Source organism: Pedobacter sp. UYP24 (genome assembly GCF_054057295.1).
In genome coordinates this window covers 174,448-192,425 of the sequence record NZ_JBSRZD010000004.1, presented here as the reverse complement: position 1 = coordinate 192,425, position 17,978 = coordinate 174,448, and the positions used below count along the sequence as shown (strand labels likewise).

18 protein-coding genes and 1 tRNA gene are annotated in these 17,978 nt (G+C 38.2%); 12 read left to right on the top strand and 7 right to left on the bottom strand.

All coding sequences use genetic code 11. From position 1 onward, the window contains the following. The first annotated feature begins 18 nt into the window (after positions 1-18). The 10 genes from ACVWYN_RS10510 (at position 19) to ACVWYN_RS10465 (ending at position 9,845) form a co-directional block, all read left to right on the top strand. Positions 19-2,409: an ABC transporter permease gene (locus tag ACVWYN_RS10510; protein ID WP_457288814.1), complete on the top strand. Its 2,391-nt coding sequence runs from the start codon at positions 19-21 to the stop codon at positions 2,407-2,409. A 20-nt stretch (positions 2,410-2,429) separates the two neighbouring features. Then, positions 2,430-3,110, top strand: a complete 681-nt coding sequence (locus ACVWYN_RS10505) for an ABC transporter ATP-binding protein (protein ID WP_457288813.1) — start codon at positions 2,430-2,432, stop codon at positions 3,108-3,110. 67 nt (positions 3,111-3,177) lie between these two features. Next, positions 3,178-3,981 carry an ABC transporter substrate-binding protein gene (locus tag ACVWYN_RS10500; protein WP_457288812.1) on the top strand — a complete coding sequence of 268 codons (804 nt, stop codon included), beginning with the start codon at positions 3,178-3,180 and terminating at the stop codon, positions 3,979-3,981. Between the two features lie 112 nt (positions 3,982-4,093). Next, entirely contained in the window at positions 4,094-4,483 is a 390-nt protein-coding gene (locus tag ACVWYN_RS10495) for a LiaF transmembrane domain-containing protein (RefSeq protein ID WP_457288811.1), read from the top strand. A 64-nt stretch (positions 4,484-4,547) separates the two neighbouring features. Beyond that, complete coding sequence (locus tag ACVWYN_RS10490) at positions 4,548-6,233, top strand: helix-hairpin-helix domain-containing protein (RefSeq protein WP_457288810.1); 1,686 nt, start codon at positions 4,548-4,550, stop codon at positions 6,231-6,233. A 45-nt stretch (positions 6,234-6,278) separates the two neighbouring features. After that, complete coding sequence (rfaE1, locus tag ACVWYN_RS10485; RefSeq protein WP_457288809.1) at positions 6,279-7,259, top strand: D-glycero-beta-D-manno-heptose-7-phosphate kinase; 981 nt, start codon at positions 6,279-6,281, stop codon at positions 7,257-7,259. Between the two features lie 6 nt (positions 7,260-7,265). Further along, positions 7,266-7,820, top strand: a complete 555-nt coding sequence (locus tag ACVWYN_RS10480; RefSeq protein WP_457288808.1) for a D-sedoheptulose 7-phosphate isomerase — start codon at positions 7,266-7,268, stop codon at positions 7,818-7,820. Positions 7,821-7,822: 2 nt separating this feature from the next. Further along, positions 7,823-8,320 (top strand): D-glycero-beta-D-manno-heptose 1-phosphate adenylyltransferase, encoded by a 498-nt coding sequence (rfaE2, locus tag ACVWYN_RS10475; protein WP_457288807.1) that lies wholly within the window; start codon positions 7,823-7,825, stop codon positions 8,318-8,320. 10 nt (positions 8,321-8,330) lie between these two features. Continuing rightward, the gene (locus ACVWYN_RS10470; RefSeq protein WP_457288806.1) at positions 8,331-9,311 is read left to right on the top strand and encodes a glycosyltransferase family 9 protein; all 981 of its coding nucleotides are present in this window, start codon (positions 8,331-8,333) and stop codon (positions 9,309-9,311) included. A 33-nt stretch (positions 9,312-9,344) separates the two neighbouring features. Continuing rightward, the gene (locus tag ACVWYN_RS10465; RefSeq protein WP_457288805.1) at positions 9,345-9,845 is read left to right on the top strand and encodes a SixA phosphatase family protein; all 501 of its coding nucleotides are present in this window, start codon (positions 9,345-9,347) and stop codon (positions 9,843-9,845) included. On the opposite strand, the gene ACVWYN_RS10460 is transcribed toward ACVWYN_RS10465, so the two are convergent. The 6 genes from ACVWYN_RS10460 to sppA form a co-directional block, all read right to left on the bottom strand. Continuing rightward, positions 9,842-10,705, bottom strand: a complete 864-nt coding sequence (locus ACVWYN_RS10460) for an AMP nucleosidase (protein ID WP_457288804.1) — start codon at positions 10,703-10,705, stop codon at positions 9,842-9,844. The genes ACVWYN_RS10465 and ACVWYN_RS10460 overlap by 4 nt on opposite strands. Before the next feature lie 99 nt (positions 10,706-10,804). Then, complete coding sequence (gene clpX, locus ACVWYN_RS10455) at positions 10,805-12,046, bottom strand: ATP-dependent Clp protease ATP-binding subunit ClpX (protein WP_457288803.1); 1,242 nt, start codon at positions 12,044-12,046, stop codon at positions 10,805-10,807. Between the two features lie 2 nt (positions 12,047-12,048). Further along, positions 12,049-12,741: an ATP-dependent Clp endopeptidase proteolytic subunit ClpP gene (gene clpP / locus ACVWYN_RS10450; protein WP_457288802.1), complete on the bottom strand. Its 693-nt coding sequence runs from the start codon at positions 12,739-12,741 to the stop codon at positions 12,049-12,051. A gap of 166 nt (positions 12,742-12,907) precedes the next feature. Then, on the bottom strand, positions 12,908-14,254 hold the full coding sequence (gene tig / locus ACVWYN_RS10445; RefSeq protein WP_457288801.1) for a trigger factor: 1,347 nt from the start codon (positions 14,252-14,254) through the stop codon (positions 12,908-12,910). Positions 14,255-14,324: 70 nt separating this feature from the next. After that, positions 14,325-14,406: transfer RNA gene (locus ACVWYN_RS10440), tRNA-Leu, on the bottom strand. Positions 14,407-14,548: 142 nt separating this feature from the next. Further along, on the bottom strand, positions 14,549-16,321 hold the full coding sequence (gene sppA / locus ACVWYN_RS10435; RefSeq protein WP_457288800.1) for a signal peptide peptidase SppA: 1,773 nt from the start codon (positions 16,319-16,321) through the stop codon (positions 14,549-14,551). Positions 16,322-16,376: 55 nt separating this feature from the next. On the opposite strand from sppA, the gene folK reads away from it, so the two are divergent. Then, a complete protein-coding gene (folK, locus tag ACVWYN_RS10430; protein WP_457288799.1) occupies positions 16,377-16,871 on the top strand; it encodes a 2-amino-4-hydroxy-6-hydroxymethyldihydropteridine diphosphokinase in 495 nt (164 codons plus the stop codon). Between the two features lie 46 nt (positions 16,872-16,917). Beyond that, a complete protein-coding gene (locus ACVWYN_RS10425; protein WP_457288798.1) occupies positions 16,918-17,295 on the top strand; it encodes an Hpt domain-containing protein in 378 nt (125 codons plus the stop codon). Here the strand turns inward: ACVWYN_RS10425 and pssA are convergent. Then, positions 17,292-17,975 carry a CDP-diacylglycerol--serine O-phosphatidyltransferase gene (gene pssA / locus ACVWYN_RS10420; RefSeq protein WP_457288797.1) on the bottom strand — a complete coding sequence of 228 codons (684 nt, stop codon included), beginning with the start codon at positions 17,973-17,975 and terminating at the stop codon, positions 17,292-17,294. The two genes, ACVWYN_RS10425 and pssA, sit on opposite strands and share 4 nt — an antisense overlap. Positions 17,976-17,978 lie beyond the last annotated feature (3 nt).

Sequence of the window (17,978 nt, the reverse complement as noted above, 5' to 3'; positions counted from 1 at the left end):
AATTATAAATAACAGCATATGTTTAAACTGAACCTTAAAATAGCGTTAAGAAACCTATGGAAATACAAGGGTTATACGTTGATCAATATACTTGGATTGTCGATAGGCCTCGCTGGCTGCCTCCTGATTTTTATATTTTTAAATTTCCAGTTTGGGTACGACATAGGTTATGACAATGGCGATCGTATTTACCGGGTGGTATCTTCCTGGAAGTATATAGATGGCGATTTTTTTTCTCAGGGTGTACCAAAACCACTAATTCCTGCTGTGAGACAAGATTTTGCACAGTTTGAAAAGGTAGCTGGCCTGCGCCAAAGCGGTGGGATTGTTAGGTATCTGGGTGATGGTACGAAAGCAGCGGTAAAGAAAAGTGAGACTGTGTTTTATGCTGAGCCTGAGCTTTTCGAGATCTTTAATATCAAATGGCTTGCAGGAATACCAGATAAGGTCTTAAATGAGCCCTTTACAATTACGCTATCTAGAAAAACTGCTGAAGTTTATTTTGGTAAGTGGCAAGATGCGATTGGGAAAAGTCTACGTTTTAACAATAAAGATGATTTTAGGGTTACAGGTGTATTTGAAGATATGCCACAGAATAGCAGTTTTCCGTTTAAACTTGTAATGTCTTACAAGAGTGATCTCGATGATCCAGTGGGTTCCTGGGGTAGTGTATCATCGAGACAAGAATGCTACGTTAAACTTAAAGAAGGAATTAATGTAGCAAATTTAAGTGGACCCATGGCTGCATTTGTTAAAAAATATTACAAAGGAGACGGTCCCGGAAAAGAGAGTCATAACTTTCAGGCTTTAAAAGAAATCCATTACGACGGCAGGTTTGGGAATTTTGCTGGTAAGATTATGCCCAGGTCAGAGATCATCGGACTTTTAGTAATTGGTGTTTTTTTGTTGCTTACCGCTTGTATTAACTTTATTAACCTTGCTACGGCACAGGCCATCAGTAGATCTAAAGAGGTTGGTGTACGTAAAGTAATGGGCAGTATGAGGAAACAATTGATATTGCAATTTTTAAGTGAAACTGCTTTGATCACAATTGTAGCTTTACTATTGGCATGTGTAATTACAGAGCTTTCTATACCTGGAATGGAATCACTTTTTGGTGAAGGGATTACTTTTAGCCTTTTTGGGCATTCAGAGATCTACATATTTATGGCAGTGCTGATTGTAGTTGTAAGCTTCCTGGCAGGACTATATCCTGCTATGGTAATGTCTGGATTTAGTCCGGCGTTAGCCATTAAAAACAAGATCAGTTCTGCAAACGCAGGTGGGGTTGGGCTGAGGAAATCGCTGGTGATCGTGCAGTTTTCTATAACTGCTATTTTGATTATTGGAACCTTGGTAGTAATGAACCAAATGAGTTATGTGCGTGGTAAGTCTCTTGGTTTTGACAGCACGAGTATCGCTCTAATAGATATGCCGTCTGACAGTATCAGTCTGCTGAAATTTAATACTTTTAAAGATATTCTATTAAAAAATAACAGCATCAAAAGCGCAAGCTACTGCTTTACCGCACCGTCTGCATCTAATAATAATGAAACTAGTTTTAGTTATAATGGCAGTAAGGATGCAGATTTTCAAGTAAATATAAAGGCGGCCGATGAAGACTATTTCAAAACATTTGGATTATCAATTATTGCAGGAGGGCAGCTATCCAGGAGTGACACAACAAAGGAATACGTAGTTAATGAAACATTCTTAAAAAAACTAAATGTACTGAAGCCGCAAGACGCCATTGGTAAAACAATGAGCTTAAATGGGCATGCTGGTTCAGTAGTAGGTGTTGTTAAGGATTTTAATAACTCCTCTCTGCGGGATAAAATCTCACCAATCGCGATCTTCTCCTCAAAATCCAGTTACAGTCAGCTAGCTGTGAAAATGGAGTCTGCTCAGATGATGAATACTATGAAAATGATTGAAAGGGAGTGGAATAAACTGTATCCGGATTATGTTTATGGATCAAGTTTTATGAATGAGCGTATCGATAACTATTACGAAACTGAAAAGGTAATGGGCGTTTTGTTTAAGGTGTTTTCTGGCGTGGTTATCTTCATTTCCTTTATTGGATTGTTTGGACTAATCTCCTTCGTGGCCACGCAAAGAACGCGTGAGATTGCAATTAGAAAGGTATTAGGTGCAACAACAGCCGAATTAGTTAGTATGCTTAATAAGTCTTTTTTATGGATGGTACTGATCGCCAACTTAGTTGCATGGCCAATCACTTACATATTTGTCTCAAAATGGCTTACCAGTTTTGAATACCGTGCTCCATTAAACGTTTGGCCATTTTTATTAGCCATGAGCCTTTCCGTAGTAATCACATTGATCACTGTAAGTCTGCGGTCGTACCGGGCAGCCAAAACGAATCCAATAGATGCTTTAAAATACGAATAGAAACTTCTAACAAGAATAAGATGATAGAATTAAAAGAAATTGAGAAATATTATTCCAATAAAGGGGTGAAAAGCTACGTGCTTCGCCATGTAAGCACTACAATTAATCAAGGAGAATTTGTTTCGATAATGGGCCCTTCAGGTGCCGGTAAATCTACTTTGCTGAATATAATTGGTATGCTGGAAGAACCTACTTATGGAAAGTATGAGTTTTTAGGGGAGGATGTCACCACTTTGAATGAAAGGAAGCGCATTGAATTGTACAGAAATCACATTGGTTTTGTGTTTCAGGCATATCACTTGATTGACGAGATGACCGTAGCCGAAAATATTGAAGCACCCCTGATGTATAAAAAAATAGCGGGAGCAGAGCGTAAAAGTCGTGTTGCGGATATGCTGGATCGTTTCAATATGGTGGGTAAGAAAGATCTTTTTCCTAATCAGTTATCTGGCGGTCAGCAACAATTGGTAGGCATTGCGAGGGCACTCGCCGCGCAACCGTCTATAATACTGGCTGATGAGCCGACAGGTAATTTACAGTCGGCGCAGGCGCTGCAAATCATGGAGCTTTTTAAGAAACTGAATGAAGAGGAGGGGATTACGATTATTCAGGTTACTCACTCTGAAGTTAACGCAGGGTATGGCAGCAGGATTTTGCATTTACTGGATGGGGTAATTAAAGAAGATATACTTGTAGCATAATAAAAGGGCGAATAAAACTCATTGAAATACGAATAGAATTTGAGATCCGCAGTTGTATCTTTGCATCATGCAACGCAGTTTTACGGATCAATTAGGCCGGATAGTTTCCGTCAATTACCCACCAAAAAGAATAGTCTCCCTTATTCCTTCACAGACAGAACTTTTGTTTGAGCTGGGAGTGGATAAAGAGATTGTTGGGCTAACAAAGTTCTGCATCCATCCAATAGAGAAGTTTGTAAGCTGTGTAAAAGTGGGTGGGACTAAAAAACTCAACATTGAACTGATCAGAGGTTTGCAGCCCGATCTGATTATCGGCAATAAGGAAGAGAATCAGCAGAGCGATATAGAAGAATTGATGCAGGAATTTCCTGTATGGATGAGTGATATCAATAATCTGGATGCTGCGATGGATATGATTGCTAAAATAGGTACTTTGGTAGACAAGGAACCGGAGGCTTCCTATTTAAATCATTTAATCAATGCAGGCTTTACAGATTTACAAACTCTTGCAGTTCAGTATGGAATTAACAAAACTGCTGCATACCTGATTTGGAAAGATCCTTATTTATTTGCTGGAAGGGACACATTTATAGATCACCTTTTAACCATTAATGGCTTAACTAATGTGATTAGACAAAGTAGGTACCCCGAATTGCCCTTAAAAGAGTTGACCTTGCTTAAGCCAGACCTGATATTCTTATCTTCAGAACCTTATCCTTTTAAGCAACAGCATCTGAGTGAGATACAAGAACACCTTCCGCAAAGTAAGGTTATCCTGGTTGATGGAGAGATGTTTTCATGGTACGGCAGCAGACTGGTAAAGGCAGTGCAATACTTCTTCGAATTTCAGAAAGAAATCTCGGTGATTTAAGCCGTAAGAATTTGGCCGACAAATATTCGCCGTTTACCGACAAGTATCGTATTTACACCATTTAAGCGTTGGCATACACGCGTTTAGTCCATAGTTTTGAAGAAAAAAAGTCATGGAAACTCTAAACAAAAAAACAAACCGCAATTTTAACATAGGTGTTTTACTAGTAGGAATCGGCGTAATATTCATCGCTAAAAATCTGGGATTATTCGTGCCGTTCTGGTTATTGAGCTGGAAAACATTTTTAATTGCAATGGGTCTGTTAATTGGTTATAACAGGAACTTTAAACCAGGTGGATGGATAGCTATGGTGTTAGTTGGTTCAGTCTTTTTGATGAAGAGCGTTATCCCTTTGACATTCGGTCATGTTGGTTTACCATTACTGTTCATCGGCTTAGGACTTTATGTTATCCTTAAACCTAAACACACATTTGGCGAATGCGACTACAGTCACAGAAAACATAAGTTCAATTTTGAGGGCATGCACAGCGAAGGAAAATAAGTAACCCTATCATATACATGAAGGCAGTCAGAAATGATTGCCTTTTTTGTTATTTTAGCAACCTATGGAAAATAAAGCCATCGCACGTACCCTTAGATTATTGGCGCAGTTAATGGAACTGCACAACCACAATCCATTTAAAATTAAGTCGGTAGCCAATGCTGCATTTAAGGTAGATAAGCTACCTTTTCCTATACGTGAAAAATCTCTAGAAGAAATTGCACAAATTGATGGCTTAGGCAAGAGTATATCCGCAAAAGTTTGGGAGCTTCTGCAAACTGGGACTATGGAAGAACTTCAGCAAATCCTGAATGATACGCCAGAAGGTATAGTAGAAATGCTGGGTATTAAGGGGATTGGCCCCAAAAAGATCTATGTGATTTGGAAGGATCTGAACATTGAAAGCGTTGGTGAACTCTATTATGCCTGCAACGAAAACCGACTGATAGAAGCAAAAGGTTTTGGTTTGAAGACCCAGGAGGAGATTCGAAAAGTGATTGAGTTTAAGATGGCTGCTCATGGTAAATTTCTTTATGCACAAGCAGAGCCCTTGGTTAACAATCTTTTTGAAGATTTGTCAGTATGGCTAAATCAATTTCCAGGCGAACCTTTGCTGGGTATTGCGGGCGACTATAGGCGTTGTCTGGAAATAATTGAAGAGATTGATCTTGTTTTGGGAGCTGAAGATCCTGGTGTTATTTTAGCTGCAATAGAAAGTTTTGAACCACTGGTTTTTGAATCTTTCAACGATAATGTACTGATAGCTTTAACGCCTTTTGGCCTTAAGATTAAACTATACTTAGTAACACGTAATGATTTCTACATTAACTGGTTTAAGCTGACTGGAAATACAGATCATGTGAACCAGGTGCTTGCTAAGGCTGGCGAGGGGTCTTATGAAAATGAAGAAGCAATTTATGCCAAAGCAGGACTAGCCTTTGTAGTGCCTGAACTGCGCGAAGGGCTTGGAGAGGTTGAACTTGCAAAAAACGGTAGCCTGCCGACCCTTGTGGAATACAGTGATTTAAAAGGCACTTTGCACAATCACTCTACCTGGAGTGATGGGGTAAATACCCTAGAGGAAATGGCTTTGTATTGCAGGGATCATTTACAACTGGAATATCTGGGAATGTGCGACCACTCTAAGTCGGCCTTTTATGCAAACGGCCTTAATGAACAACGTATTTATGCGCAACACAAGGAAATTGATGAACTGAATGCCAAAATGGCTCCTTTCAAGATATTTAAAGGAATTGAGAGCGATATTTTATATGATGGCGCACTGGATTATCCTGATGAGATTCTCAAAACATTTGACTTTGTGGTAGCGTCTGTACATAGCATTTTGAAAATGACGGAAGAGAAGGCGACCAGCAGATTAATCACTGCTATCGAAAACCCATATACCACCATATTAGGTCACCCGACGGGCAGGCTATTGCTTAGCAGAACGGGCTACCCGGTTGATTTTAAGAAAGTAATAGATGCCTGTGCTGCAAATGGGGTGGTGATAGAAATTAACGCCAATCCACTGCGACTTGACCTGGATTGGAGATGGCATCGCTATGCGCTGGAAAAAGGCGTGTTACTTTCCATAAATCCCGATGCGCACAGGACAGAAGGTTTCAATGACATGCTGTATGGAATACTGACAGCCAGGAAAGGCGGATTGCAAGCAAAACAGTGTTTAAATGCATTTTCATTAAATGAGATTACCACTTTCTTTAAGGATAGATTGGCTAAATTGTAATATATAAAAGTCATTATACCTACATTTGATGTTTAATACCTGAATATGCTGGCCGAAAAACTCTATGATCATGTGCAGAATAATCCTGCTCCAAATGTTTTGGTGATTGGAGACATCATGCTGGATCATTATATTTTTGGATCGGCCGATAGGCTTTCGCCTGAAGCACCGGTACCAATTGTACATGTTAAAAGGGAATCTAAAATAATTGGCGGTGCAGCAAATGTTGCCAGTAACCTCATCGCCCTTGGCGCAAAAGTTACTTTAGCGGGTGTTATTGGAAATGATCTTTTAGGATCAGAAATCATAAAAGCCTTAATAGAGAAGGACATCAATACTTCTCTTATAGTTAAAGATGAGGATAGGGTAACAACCGTGAAAACACGAATTATTGCAGGTACTCATCAGATTGTAAGGATAGATAGGGAGCATATTCACGATATTTCTGTAGCACTAGAAGAAACATTCTTTGAGCTACTCACTGTAGAAATTGGTAAATGCGATATTGTTGTGCTTTCAGATTACAATAAAGGACTGCTAACTCAAAGCTTGTCGCTCAAGATCATTGGTTTGGGTAAGCAATTAAATAAGCGAATTATTGTTGATCCAAAGGGATTGGATTATTCCAAATACAGCGGTGCTTATTTAATTAAGCCAAATAGAAAGGAACTTTTAGAAGCTTCCAAAACAGAACGAATTAGCGATGAAGCCGATTTAATAAGGGCTGCTCATATTATATTGGATGCTACAAATGCAAGCTATCTGATCGTTACCTTATCAGAGGCAGGAATAGCCATTATCACAAAAGAGGATTGTCGAGTTTTCCCTGTCGTAGCTACCGAAGTATTTGATGTTACTGGCGCAGGAGATACAGTTATTGCCACAATCGCATACTGTTTATCCCTAGGTTTTACTATGCAAGAGGCAGCGGTTATTTCCAATTATGCAGCTGCAATAGTGATCAAGCATGTAGGAAGTGCTACCACTACTACTGCCGAAATTATTTCATCTTTAAAAAATAATTAATGCCTTATGGTATTAGACGAACTTAAATTTCATCAACATACACTGGAAAAGGTTATCGCAACGCTTGTTCCGCAGATAGAACAGGGTTGTGAAATTCTTACGGCCGTTGTAGCATCGGGTGCCAAGGTATTGCTTGCCGGAAACGGGGGAAGCGCCGCCGATGCCCAGCATATTGCCGCAGAGCTGACTGGTAGGTTTGTTAAAGAGAGAAAAGCACTACCAGCTATTGCATTGACAGTTGATACTTCTGCATTAACAGCCATCAGTAATGATTATGGCTTTGATAGGGTGTTTGCAAGGCAATTGGAAGCATTTGCGCAGCCTCAAGACCTATTTATCGCCATATCAACCAGTGGCAGTAGTCCGAATATAATCAATGCGCTTCATGCTGCCAAAGCCATCGGCTGTAAAACCATTGGACTTTCTGGGAGAGATGGAGGCTTAATGAATGAGCTTTGTGATTTGAATATTGTTATTCCGGAAACCAATACGGCGAGCATTCAAGAAATGCACATCTTAATAGGTCATATTTTTTGTAAAGCTGTGGACCAATTGTTCTGATCATGAAAAAGAACCCCGGATACGAATTATCTCAAAAAATACTTTCTAAGGAAGGTTTAGTGCGGTTGAAGAAAGAATGGAAAGATAAAGGCAGGAAAGTAGTTTTCACAAACGGCTGTTTTGATATTATTCATCCGGGCCATATTTCTTATCTCGGCGAAGCTGCAAGTTATGGAGACGTATTGGTTGTAGGTTTGAATACAGATCGCTCCGTTAAAGAATTGAAAGGGGAGAGCCGCCCTATTAATGACGAGTTTAGCAGGTCGCAGCTCTTGGCATCAATGTTTTTTATAGATGCCGTGGTACTATTTGACGACGAAACACCGGCTGAACTCATTGAGCTCGTAGAACCTGATGTATTGGTGAAAGGCGGTGACTACAACATTGAAACAATTGTTGGCGCTAAGGAGGTTTTAGAAAAAGGTGGTGAGGTTAAAGTACTAGGCTTTTTGCCTGGTTACTCATCCACCACCATTATAGAGAAAATTAGAAAAAGCTAAGGGGCGCATATTGAAAACACCTTCAAAAATTCTTGTCATCAGGTTCAGTTCAATGGGTGATATCATCTATACAACACCTGTAGTAAGGTGCCTGAAGCAAAAATTTCCTGATGCGGAGATTCACTTCCTGACTAAAAAAGAGTTCAAATATATTTACGATCATAATCCTTACCTCACCAGGCTTCACTTACTACAGCCTAAATTAAGAGATACCATTACAGAAATTAAAGCAGAAGAATTTGATCTGATCATTGACCTGCACAATAACCCACGCACATTCATTATTAAGTCGATACTTCGTATACCCTCATCCACATATAAAAAAGACCGCATCAATAAATGGCTGGCGCTTAAATTTAAATCTAAACGGTTTATATCTCCAAAGCATTTGGTTGACCGGTATCTGGATACGGTGACTTTCCTTGGCGTAGAAAATGATAATCGTCCAATTGATTATTTCATGTCAAAAGAATATAAGCTGGGTCAACTACTACCTGTTTCGCACCAGCATGGTTATGTAGCGTTTATTATCGGTGCAACTCATTTTACCAAGCGAATGCCCAATAAGCAGATCATAGAGATTTGTAAAGGTATTCAGGCGCCAATAGTATTACTGGGCGGTAAAGACGTGGCAGATAATGCGGGGTTGATTAAGCAGGCAGTTGGAGAAAAGGTTTACGATACATGCGGTAAAATTAATCTTGATCAATCTGTATTTCTGGTTTCCAAAGCCAGCAAAGTAATTGGTTTTGATACTGGGCTTACACACATATCTGAGGCTTTTGATAAGCCACTTGCTTCTATTTGGGGAGGTACTACGGCTGATTTACTGGGTGTATATCCATATCAGATCTCCAATTCCTTTATGGCTGAAATAGAATTGGAATGCAGACCATGTTCTAAATTTGGATTGGAAAAGTGTCCCCTTGGTCATTTTAATTGTATGAAAAACATTTCATCAACTCCAATTGTTGATTTTATAAATTCTTAATTCTTAATTCTTAATTCTTAATTCTTTATTTCGATGAAGCATCTTCTTTTAATCAGGCATGGTAAATCTGAATGGGGCAATGCCCATCTTCAGGATTTTGACAGGCCACTAAACCCTCGGGGGCATAGGGATGCTCCGGAAATGGCGACAAGAATTCTGCAAAAGGGACTGGTTCCTCAATTAATTGTAAGCAGTCCTGCTCATCGAGCAATTACTACGGCCCATCATTTTGAGGAAGTATGGCACAGATCAATTCATCCAATCATGCAAAACGATGCAATCTACGAAGCTGATGTACCCAATCTTCTTCGGGTTGTAAATGATTTTGATAATGCTTATCAAAGTGTGGTCATGTTTGGCCACAACCCAGGGTTTACAGATTTTGCTAATTACCTGAGTAATGCGAATATCCATAATATACCAACTTGTGGTGTTGTTTTACTGGAATTTCCCGCAAACGATTGGCAGGAAATTGGAAATGGTACAGGGACTTTGATAGACTTCGACTATCCGAAGAGCCCCGATGAGGATTAAAACTGTAGGTGCTTTACAGTTAGTCCGTTATTGATTAACTGTTTCAAAGAATCAATTCCAATCTTCAAATGCGTTTCTACATAGGTATTGGTTACTGTGCTATCACTTTCTGCTGTTTTTACTCCTTCAGGAATCATCGGTTGATCTGATACCAATAATAATGCTCCTGTTGGAATCTTGTTAGCAAATCCAGTAGTAAATATTGTAGCGGTTTCCATATCCACTGCCATAGCCCTTAAGCTTTTCAGGTATTTTTTAAAATTCTTGTCATGCTCCCAAACCCTGCGATTTGTGGTATAACATGTTCCTGTCCAGTAATCTCGGGAATGATCGCGGATGGTTGTAGAAATTGCTTTCTGTAATGCAAAAGAGGGCAGGGCCGGTACTTCAGCCGGCAGGTAGTCGTTAGATGTTCCTTCACCTCTTATTGCTGCAATAGGCAAGATCAGATCGCCCAATTGGTTTTTTTTCTTTAAGCCACCGCATTTCCCTAAAAACAAAACTGCTTTAGGAGTAATGGCAGTTAGAAGATCCATCATAGTTGCTGCAAGCGGACTGCCCATTCCAAAGTTAATAATGGTAATGCCATTGGCAGTTACACTTTGCATCGGTTTATCCAGACCCATTATTGGGGCATTGTCATTCCACTCCGAGAACATTTGTAAATACTTACTAAAATTAGTTAGCAAAATATATTCGCCAAACTGATCCAGTGGTCGGCCTGTATATCTTGGTAACCAATTCTTAACAATGTCTGCTTTAGATTTCAATCCGGGTTTAATGGCAGAATTAACTTCTTTTACCTTTTTTGCTTTTGCTACAATTTCTTCATCTTTTTTGACGTCTTTTTCTTCGTTCATATATTTGTAATTTAATTAATATTCTGTTGTTTATTGGCCATTCTTTTAAAAAGGAAAGGTTAAAAAAAATCCCCGGTCAACAACCGGGGATCAAATCTTTTAAGCAGCTTTCAGTTTTTTAAAATCGGCTTTCTCAAATTTCTCCACTGCGTAATCGAGCGAGATGTGCAGTTCCTTTATACTCGGATCCGAAGGGATATCAAACATCGCGTCCAGCATAATTGCTTCGCAAATTGATCTTAGTCCCCTTGCCCCAAGCTTATATTCCATCGCTTTATCTACTATGAAATCAAGTACTTCATCTTCAAACACAAGTTCTACGTTTTCATATTCAAAAAGCTTAACATACTGTTTGAAAAGCGAGTTTTTAGGTTCTGTAAGAATATTTCTTAAAGCGTCTTTATCTAAAGGATTAAGGTGTGTTAATACAGGTACCCTTCCAATTAGTTCAGGTATCAGACCAAATGACTTCAAATCCTGGGGAGTAATGTACTTGTACAAATTCTTAAGGTCAAGATCTACATCATCTTTTTTCACTTTGTAACCCACGGCTTGCGTACGGAGTCTGTTTGCTATTTTACGTTCAATGCCATCAAAAGCTCCACCGCATATAAACAAGATATTATTCGTGTTTACAGGTATCATTTTCTGATCAGGATGTTTACGTCCACCCTGAGGCGGCACATTTACTACAGTACCTTCTAGGATCTTTAATAACGCCTGTTGAACTCCTTCACCGGATACATCCCTGGTAATAGATGGATTGTCGCTTTTACGCGCAACTTTATCTACCTCATCAATGTAAACTATGCCGCGTTCTGCAGAAGCCACATCATAATCAGCGGCTTGTAGTAATCGGGTTAAAATGCTTTCTACATCCTCACCAACATAACCTGCTTCTGTTAATACAGTAGCGTCACAAATACAGAAAGGAACGTGCAATATCTTGGCGATAGTTTTGGCAAGTAAAGTTTTTCCAGTACCTGTTTCACCAACCAGCATGATGTTTGACTTTTCAATCTCCACCTCGTCGTCTTTATCCACCTTTTGACTTAACCTTTTATAATGGTTGTACACAGCTACGGACAAAACTTTTTTTGCATCATCCTGACCAATCACATACTGATCTATATGTGCTTTGATCTCATGTGGTTTTAAAAGTGTAACAGAAGTATCCAGACCCTTTGATTTTTTGTTACCAAGTTCTTGTACCAGTAACTGATTTGCCTGTGTTACACATTTATCACAAATGTATGCATCAAGCCCCTCAATAAGCATCAAAGTATCTTGCTTGCCTGAACCGCAAAAAGAGCAACGGGATTCTTTATTTTGTTTAGCCATTATTAATCTTTCTTACCAGCACTCAATACTTCATCAATCATACCAAATTCCTTCGCTTCATCAGCTTTCATCCAGTAATCACGATCCGATGCTTTCTCAACCCATTCGTAGCTCTGGCCAGAATGATTAGAAATGATATCATAAAGCTCTTTCTTTAATTTAAGCATTTCTCTAAGGTTGATTTCCATATCAGACGCAACACCTTGAGCACCACCAGAAGGTTGGTGGATCATCACCCTGGAATGTGGTAATGCAGCGCGCTTTCCTTTGGTACCCGCAACTAACAATACTGCGCCCATAGATGCTGCCATACCAGTACAGATTGTAGCTACATCAGGGCCGATATATTGCATAGTATCATAAATACCTAAGCCAGCGTATACTGAACCCCCTGGAGAGTTGATATAGATCTGAATGTCCCTGTTGTTATCAGTAGACTGAAGGAATAACAATTGAGCCTGAATGATATTTGCATTTCCATCATAAATAGCGTCGCCAAGGAAAATTATTCTGTCCATCATTAATCTTGAGAACACGTCCATCTGAGCAACATTTAACTGGCGTTCCTCAATAATATATGGTGTCATGCTTTTTGGTGAGTTGTTGGTAGCTCCAATGTAGCGATCAACATTCAAACCATTAATGCGGTGATGTTTAACTGCGTATTTTCTGAATTCGTCTTTATCTATATTCATAATAATAAATTATCTAATTGTTATAGTTACAATAATCACCAATTTAATTAAACTAATTTGGTGATTTATTGTGGTATTGTAAAATTTGTTTATTCTATATAAATAAGGCGGCCTTAAAAAAGCCGCCTTACCGTTATTTCAATAAATTATGCTGTTTTTCAAGCGGTTATTTCATTTCTATAAACTTGTTATAAGGTATGTCTTTTTGGTCCAATGTAGCTGCTGATTTAATGAACTCAAAAACTTTTAAAGCTTTTACTTCATCAAAAATGCGGGTTGCATTGTCTTTCTCTTTTAAGAAAGTCGCTGTATATTGCGCCAACTGATCTTCAGGCATAGGGGTAGGGCTATACATTCTGAATTGCGCATCCAGACGTTGCTTAGCTGTCTGGAAAACATCTTCATAATTAATTTGGATGTTATTGTCTTGGATTAACTTATTTTCTATTAAAGTCCATTTCAAGTTTTTTGCAAAATCATCATATCCTTCGGCTAGCTCAATATCAGTAAGTTTTTCGTTTGTAGTTTTTAACCACTTTCGTAAAAACTCATCAGGCAACTCAATCTTAATGCCTTCAATCAGCTTAGTATATATGTCATTTTGCAATTTGCGATCTGCATCTTGTTGAAACATACTTTCTACCTCTTCAGTAATCTTTTCTGTAAAGCCAGCTTCGTCAGTAACCGTTCCTTCACCAAATAATTTATCAAAGAACTCTTGGTTTAAATCAGACTCTTCCAAACGATTAACATTTTTAATGGTAACCTGGAATTTTGATTGCAAATCTTTTGTATCTTCTTCAGCGATATTTAAAAGCTTTGCAATGGTAACCTCATTTTTATCGAAAGCCTTTTGAACATCCAATTCAATAATGTCATCCTTTTTCAAACCGACTAAAGATTTTGATATCTTTTTGTCTTTCACCTGATCTAAACGAATAGACCCAGTTGAGGTAATGCCACCTTCAAAAACTGAACCATCAGGCGAAAGTTGTGCTAAATCGGCATAAAGTACATCGTCATCTGCCGAAACTTCAGGGTTTGTCATTTTGCCATAGCTTCTGCGGATATTTTTGATTCTTGATGCAAGTGTTTCCTCATCTGCCTTCACCTTATATTCGGTAAATATATCTTTTGAGGTAATGTTAACTTCGATAGAAGGAGCAAGACCAAGTTCATAATCAAATTCAAATTCGTCAGTATTATCCCATTTAAATTCTTTAGAATTATCCATTACCGGTAAAGGTTGCCCAAGAATTTCAACCTTATTATCAGTTAAGTGCTTATTTAATGTTTCGCTAAGTAAAGTGTTGATCTCCTCAACAAGAATGCTTCTGCCATACATTTTTTTAATGTGTGCTGCAGGAACCATTCCCTTACGAAAGCCAGGTAAGTTTGCTTTTTTTGCTTGTTCTCGTATAGTTTTTTCTACCTTTTCAGTATAGTCTTCAGGGGCTATTTTAATTTTTACAAGCGCATTTAAGTCATTAATTTTTTCCTGTGTAATATTCATTGTTCTGAATCAATATTTTAATAATCTACTTTATATAAAAATTCCCCCGTGTTTCGGGGGAATTTTTGTGTGCGGATGAAGGGACTCGAACCCCCACGCCGTGAAGCGCCAGATCCTAAGTCTGGTGCGGCTACCAATTACGCCACATCCGCAGTTAGGAATTATTTAAGACTGCAAAGATAACCAATGTTTTTAAATGACAAAACTCATTTCAAATTATTTTTAAGCCGGATTGTTAACCTGCTGTATTCCAGTTAATCTTTTTTTAGTTAAATTTAAAAAGCCAACAAACAGCTACTCAACTTTGATCTCAAAAGGCATTCTTGTCTGCACACCAGATTTAGCAACTGCCGATTTTATTTGCTCATATAGGTAAAAATGCACTCCTAATTCTTGTTTAGCATAATGCATTTTTATTTTGTCGGTAGTGTTTTCAATAAAAGATTTAAAAGGATCCATAATTTCAGGAAGCTCTACAATCTTGTAGTCTTCTAATTTTGCTTTCTTCGCAGCAGCAATTATAGCATCCTCAAAGTTTCCGGTTCTATCTGCCAATCCAATCCTTACCGCATCACTACCTACCCAAACACGGCCACCAGCTATACTGTCAATATAGGGTTTTGATTTTTTACGACCATCTGCCACTCGGGTTATAAATCCTTCATAAACTCTGTTTACATCTTTTTGTATAATCAAACGCTCACCAGCAGTTAATGGCCTGTCTGTACTCATAATATCAGCATACTTGCCTGTCTTAACACCATCGAAAGTGATTCCTAATTTATCATTGTATAGTTTCTGGAAATTTGGTATCACACCAAACACTCCGATTGAGCCTGTGATGGTGTTCGGCTGTACAAATATCGAATCCGCTGCGCAACCAATATAGTACCCACCTGAAGCAGCTACATCACCAAAAGAAGCAATTACTGGCTTAACCTTTTTAGAAAGCATAATCTCTCTCCAAATTACATCAGAAGCCAGTGCACTACCTCCCGGAGAATTTACCCTCAATACAATAGCTTTTACATTTGAATCTGTCCGTGCCTTTCTAATCGCCCTGGAGATGCGCTCTGATCCAATCTGGTCATCAGAACCTTCACCTCCCATAATATCGCCATTTGCATAAATCACTGCAATTTTATTTTTAGAACTTTTTCCTTTTTCATTCGCAACATTCTTAGCGTATTCATTAATGGTAACGGTAGTCAGGTTATTTATCTTTTTTTTGTTGCTGAGTCCTTTTAAATCATTTAGAATCTCGTCCTTGTATTTAAGACCGTCCACCAACTTATATTTTAAGGCATCCTTAGGCTGCTGTATTTTGTAGTCATCTACCAACTGGTGTAAATCTTTGATACTGATATTTCTGCTTTTTGAAATTCCTTGTAGAAATGTTTCGTAAAGGCCGCCAAGATACGCTGTTACCTGTTCTCGGTTCTTGTCACTCATCTTATCCGTAAAAAATGGTTCTACTGCACTTTTGTAATTTCCAACTCTAATAATCTGAGCCTCTATACCCAATTTATCTAGTGCACCTTTAAAGAACATTACTTTTGAACTCAATCCCTTAAATTCCAGAGCCCCCTCCGGGTTAAGGTAAATTTTATCAGCAGCAGAAGCCAGGTAATAAGCGCCTTGAGTATAAACTTCGCTATAGGCTATAACCTTCTTTCCGCTTGTTTTAAAATCAATTAGTGCATCCCTAATTTCTTTCATAGTTGCAAAACCCGCATTAGGAGAACTAACATTTATGTATATGCATTTAATATGGTCGTCTGTTTTAGCAAACTTGAGCGCGTTTATCAAATCATTAAATCCAATGTTTTTTTCACCTGTACCACCTAAAATTGCCAAATTAGAAAAGGTATTGTCAGGTGTACGTTCCAAAATTGCCTGATCCAGATTCATATATAGAACCGTATTGTCACTTACAGTAACTGTTTTGTCACTCTCTATAGAAGATATTAGAATCGCTAATACACCTATGCAAAGCAGAAACAGTAAAAATGTTGAAATGATGAAGCCTAAAACTGTAGCAAAGACATACTTAAAAAAATCTCTCATTGGAAGGTTAAATAATTATTTTTGTAAATGTAAAGAATTAGCAATAGGCTTTTATATGATATTGGATAAAGGAAATGTTTATTTGTTACTAGGAAGCAATCTGGGGGATAGGATGACGCTGCTCAGAGAAGCTACTCGGGAAGTTGAACTTCAGATTGGAAAAGTATTTGCCATTTCATCATATTATGAAACTGCTGCTTGGGGAAATACTGAACAACCATCATTCCTTAATCTGGCGGTTGGTTTAAATACATTTTTACCACCGTTTTCGGTTTTAGAGCAAGCATTAGCAATTGAAGAACATTTGGGAAGGATCAGGCTGGAGAAGTGGGGGTCTAGGTTAATTGACATTGATATCATTTTTTACGACGATCTGATTATTGACAATGATCGGTTAAGGATACCTCATCCAGAAATGGCAAATCGAAGATTTGTATTGGGACCTTTAGCAGAAATTGCACCAAAATTAATACACCCTATTTCAAAAAAATCAGTTGCAACAATGCTTTCAGAGATCTCAGATAACTTGGTTATTTCAAAATTTAAATAAGTGCGCTGGATTGTATTTGAAAACATTTTTATCTAAGTTTGTTTAAATGATTAACGTAAGCAAAAATGATGAACCACTCGATCTTTCTTATCTTAGAGAGATGTCTGGTGATAGTCCCGAGTTCATTATTGAAATGATAGATCTTTTTAAGTCTCAAACGCCATTATACATGGCGGAACTTGAAAAGGCAATAGTGGCTGAAGAGTGGGATAAAGTAGCTGCAAGTGCTCATAAGATCAAACCAACCTTTACATATGTTGGTAGAGAAGATGCAAAAGAGCACATGCAGGAAATGGAACAAAATGCCCGTGAGAAAATGAATGTGAAACAACTCGTAACGGATTTTAATGAAGTAAATCTCTTTATTGGAATCCTATATCAACAGTTAGATAGGGCAAAGGCCGATTTGCAAAAGCTACTTTAAATTTTTATTTTCCTGAAGTGTACAATTGAAAATGCGATGTAGAGTATTAATATAAATGGTACTGCTACAAACTTCAATACAACGGCCAGGAAAACAGATAGGATTAGAAAAAGGTATTTAAACTGGTTTTCCTTCCAGCCCAAGTTACTCAACTTTAGCGAGAAAATCCTAATTTCACTAACTAGCAACCAACTTAATAATGCAATAAGTCCCAGCAAGAAAAGTGTAGAATTGATAATTTCAGGGTAATCCCTATTAATAAAAGGTAAGGATACAATAAGTAGGGTATTCATGGGCGTATTTAGACCAATAAACTCTTCAGTTTGTCTGGTGTCCACATTAAATTTAGCTAGCCTGAGTGCAGAGAATACAGTTATTATAAAGCCTAAATAGGGCAAGTATTCGCTTGGGTAGTCACTCGTCTGTAATAGTTTGAACATTACTGCTCCGGGCAGGAAACCAAAACTGACCATATCTGCCAATGAATCCAGTTCTTTACCAATTGTTGATTTTACATTCAGAGCTCTGGCAGCCAAACCGTCAAAAAAGTCGAATATACCGGAAAGCAGCACGAAATATGCTGCTATTTCCAGTGATCCGTTAAAAGCATAAACAATTCCTATACACCCTGAAAACAGATTTGCACAAGTTATTGCATTTGGAATATGCTTTTTTATCATGTA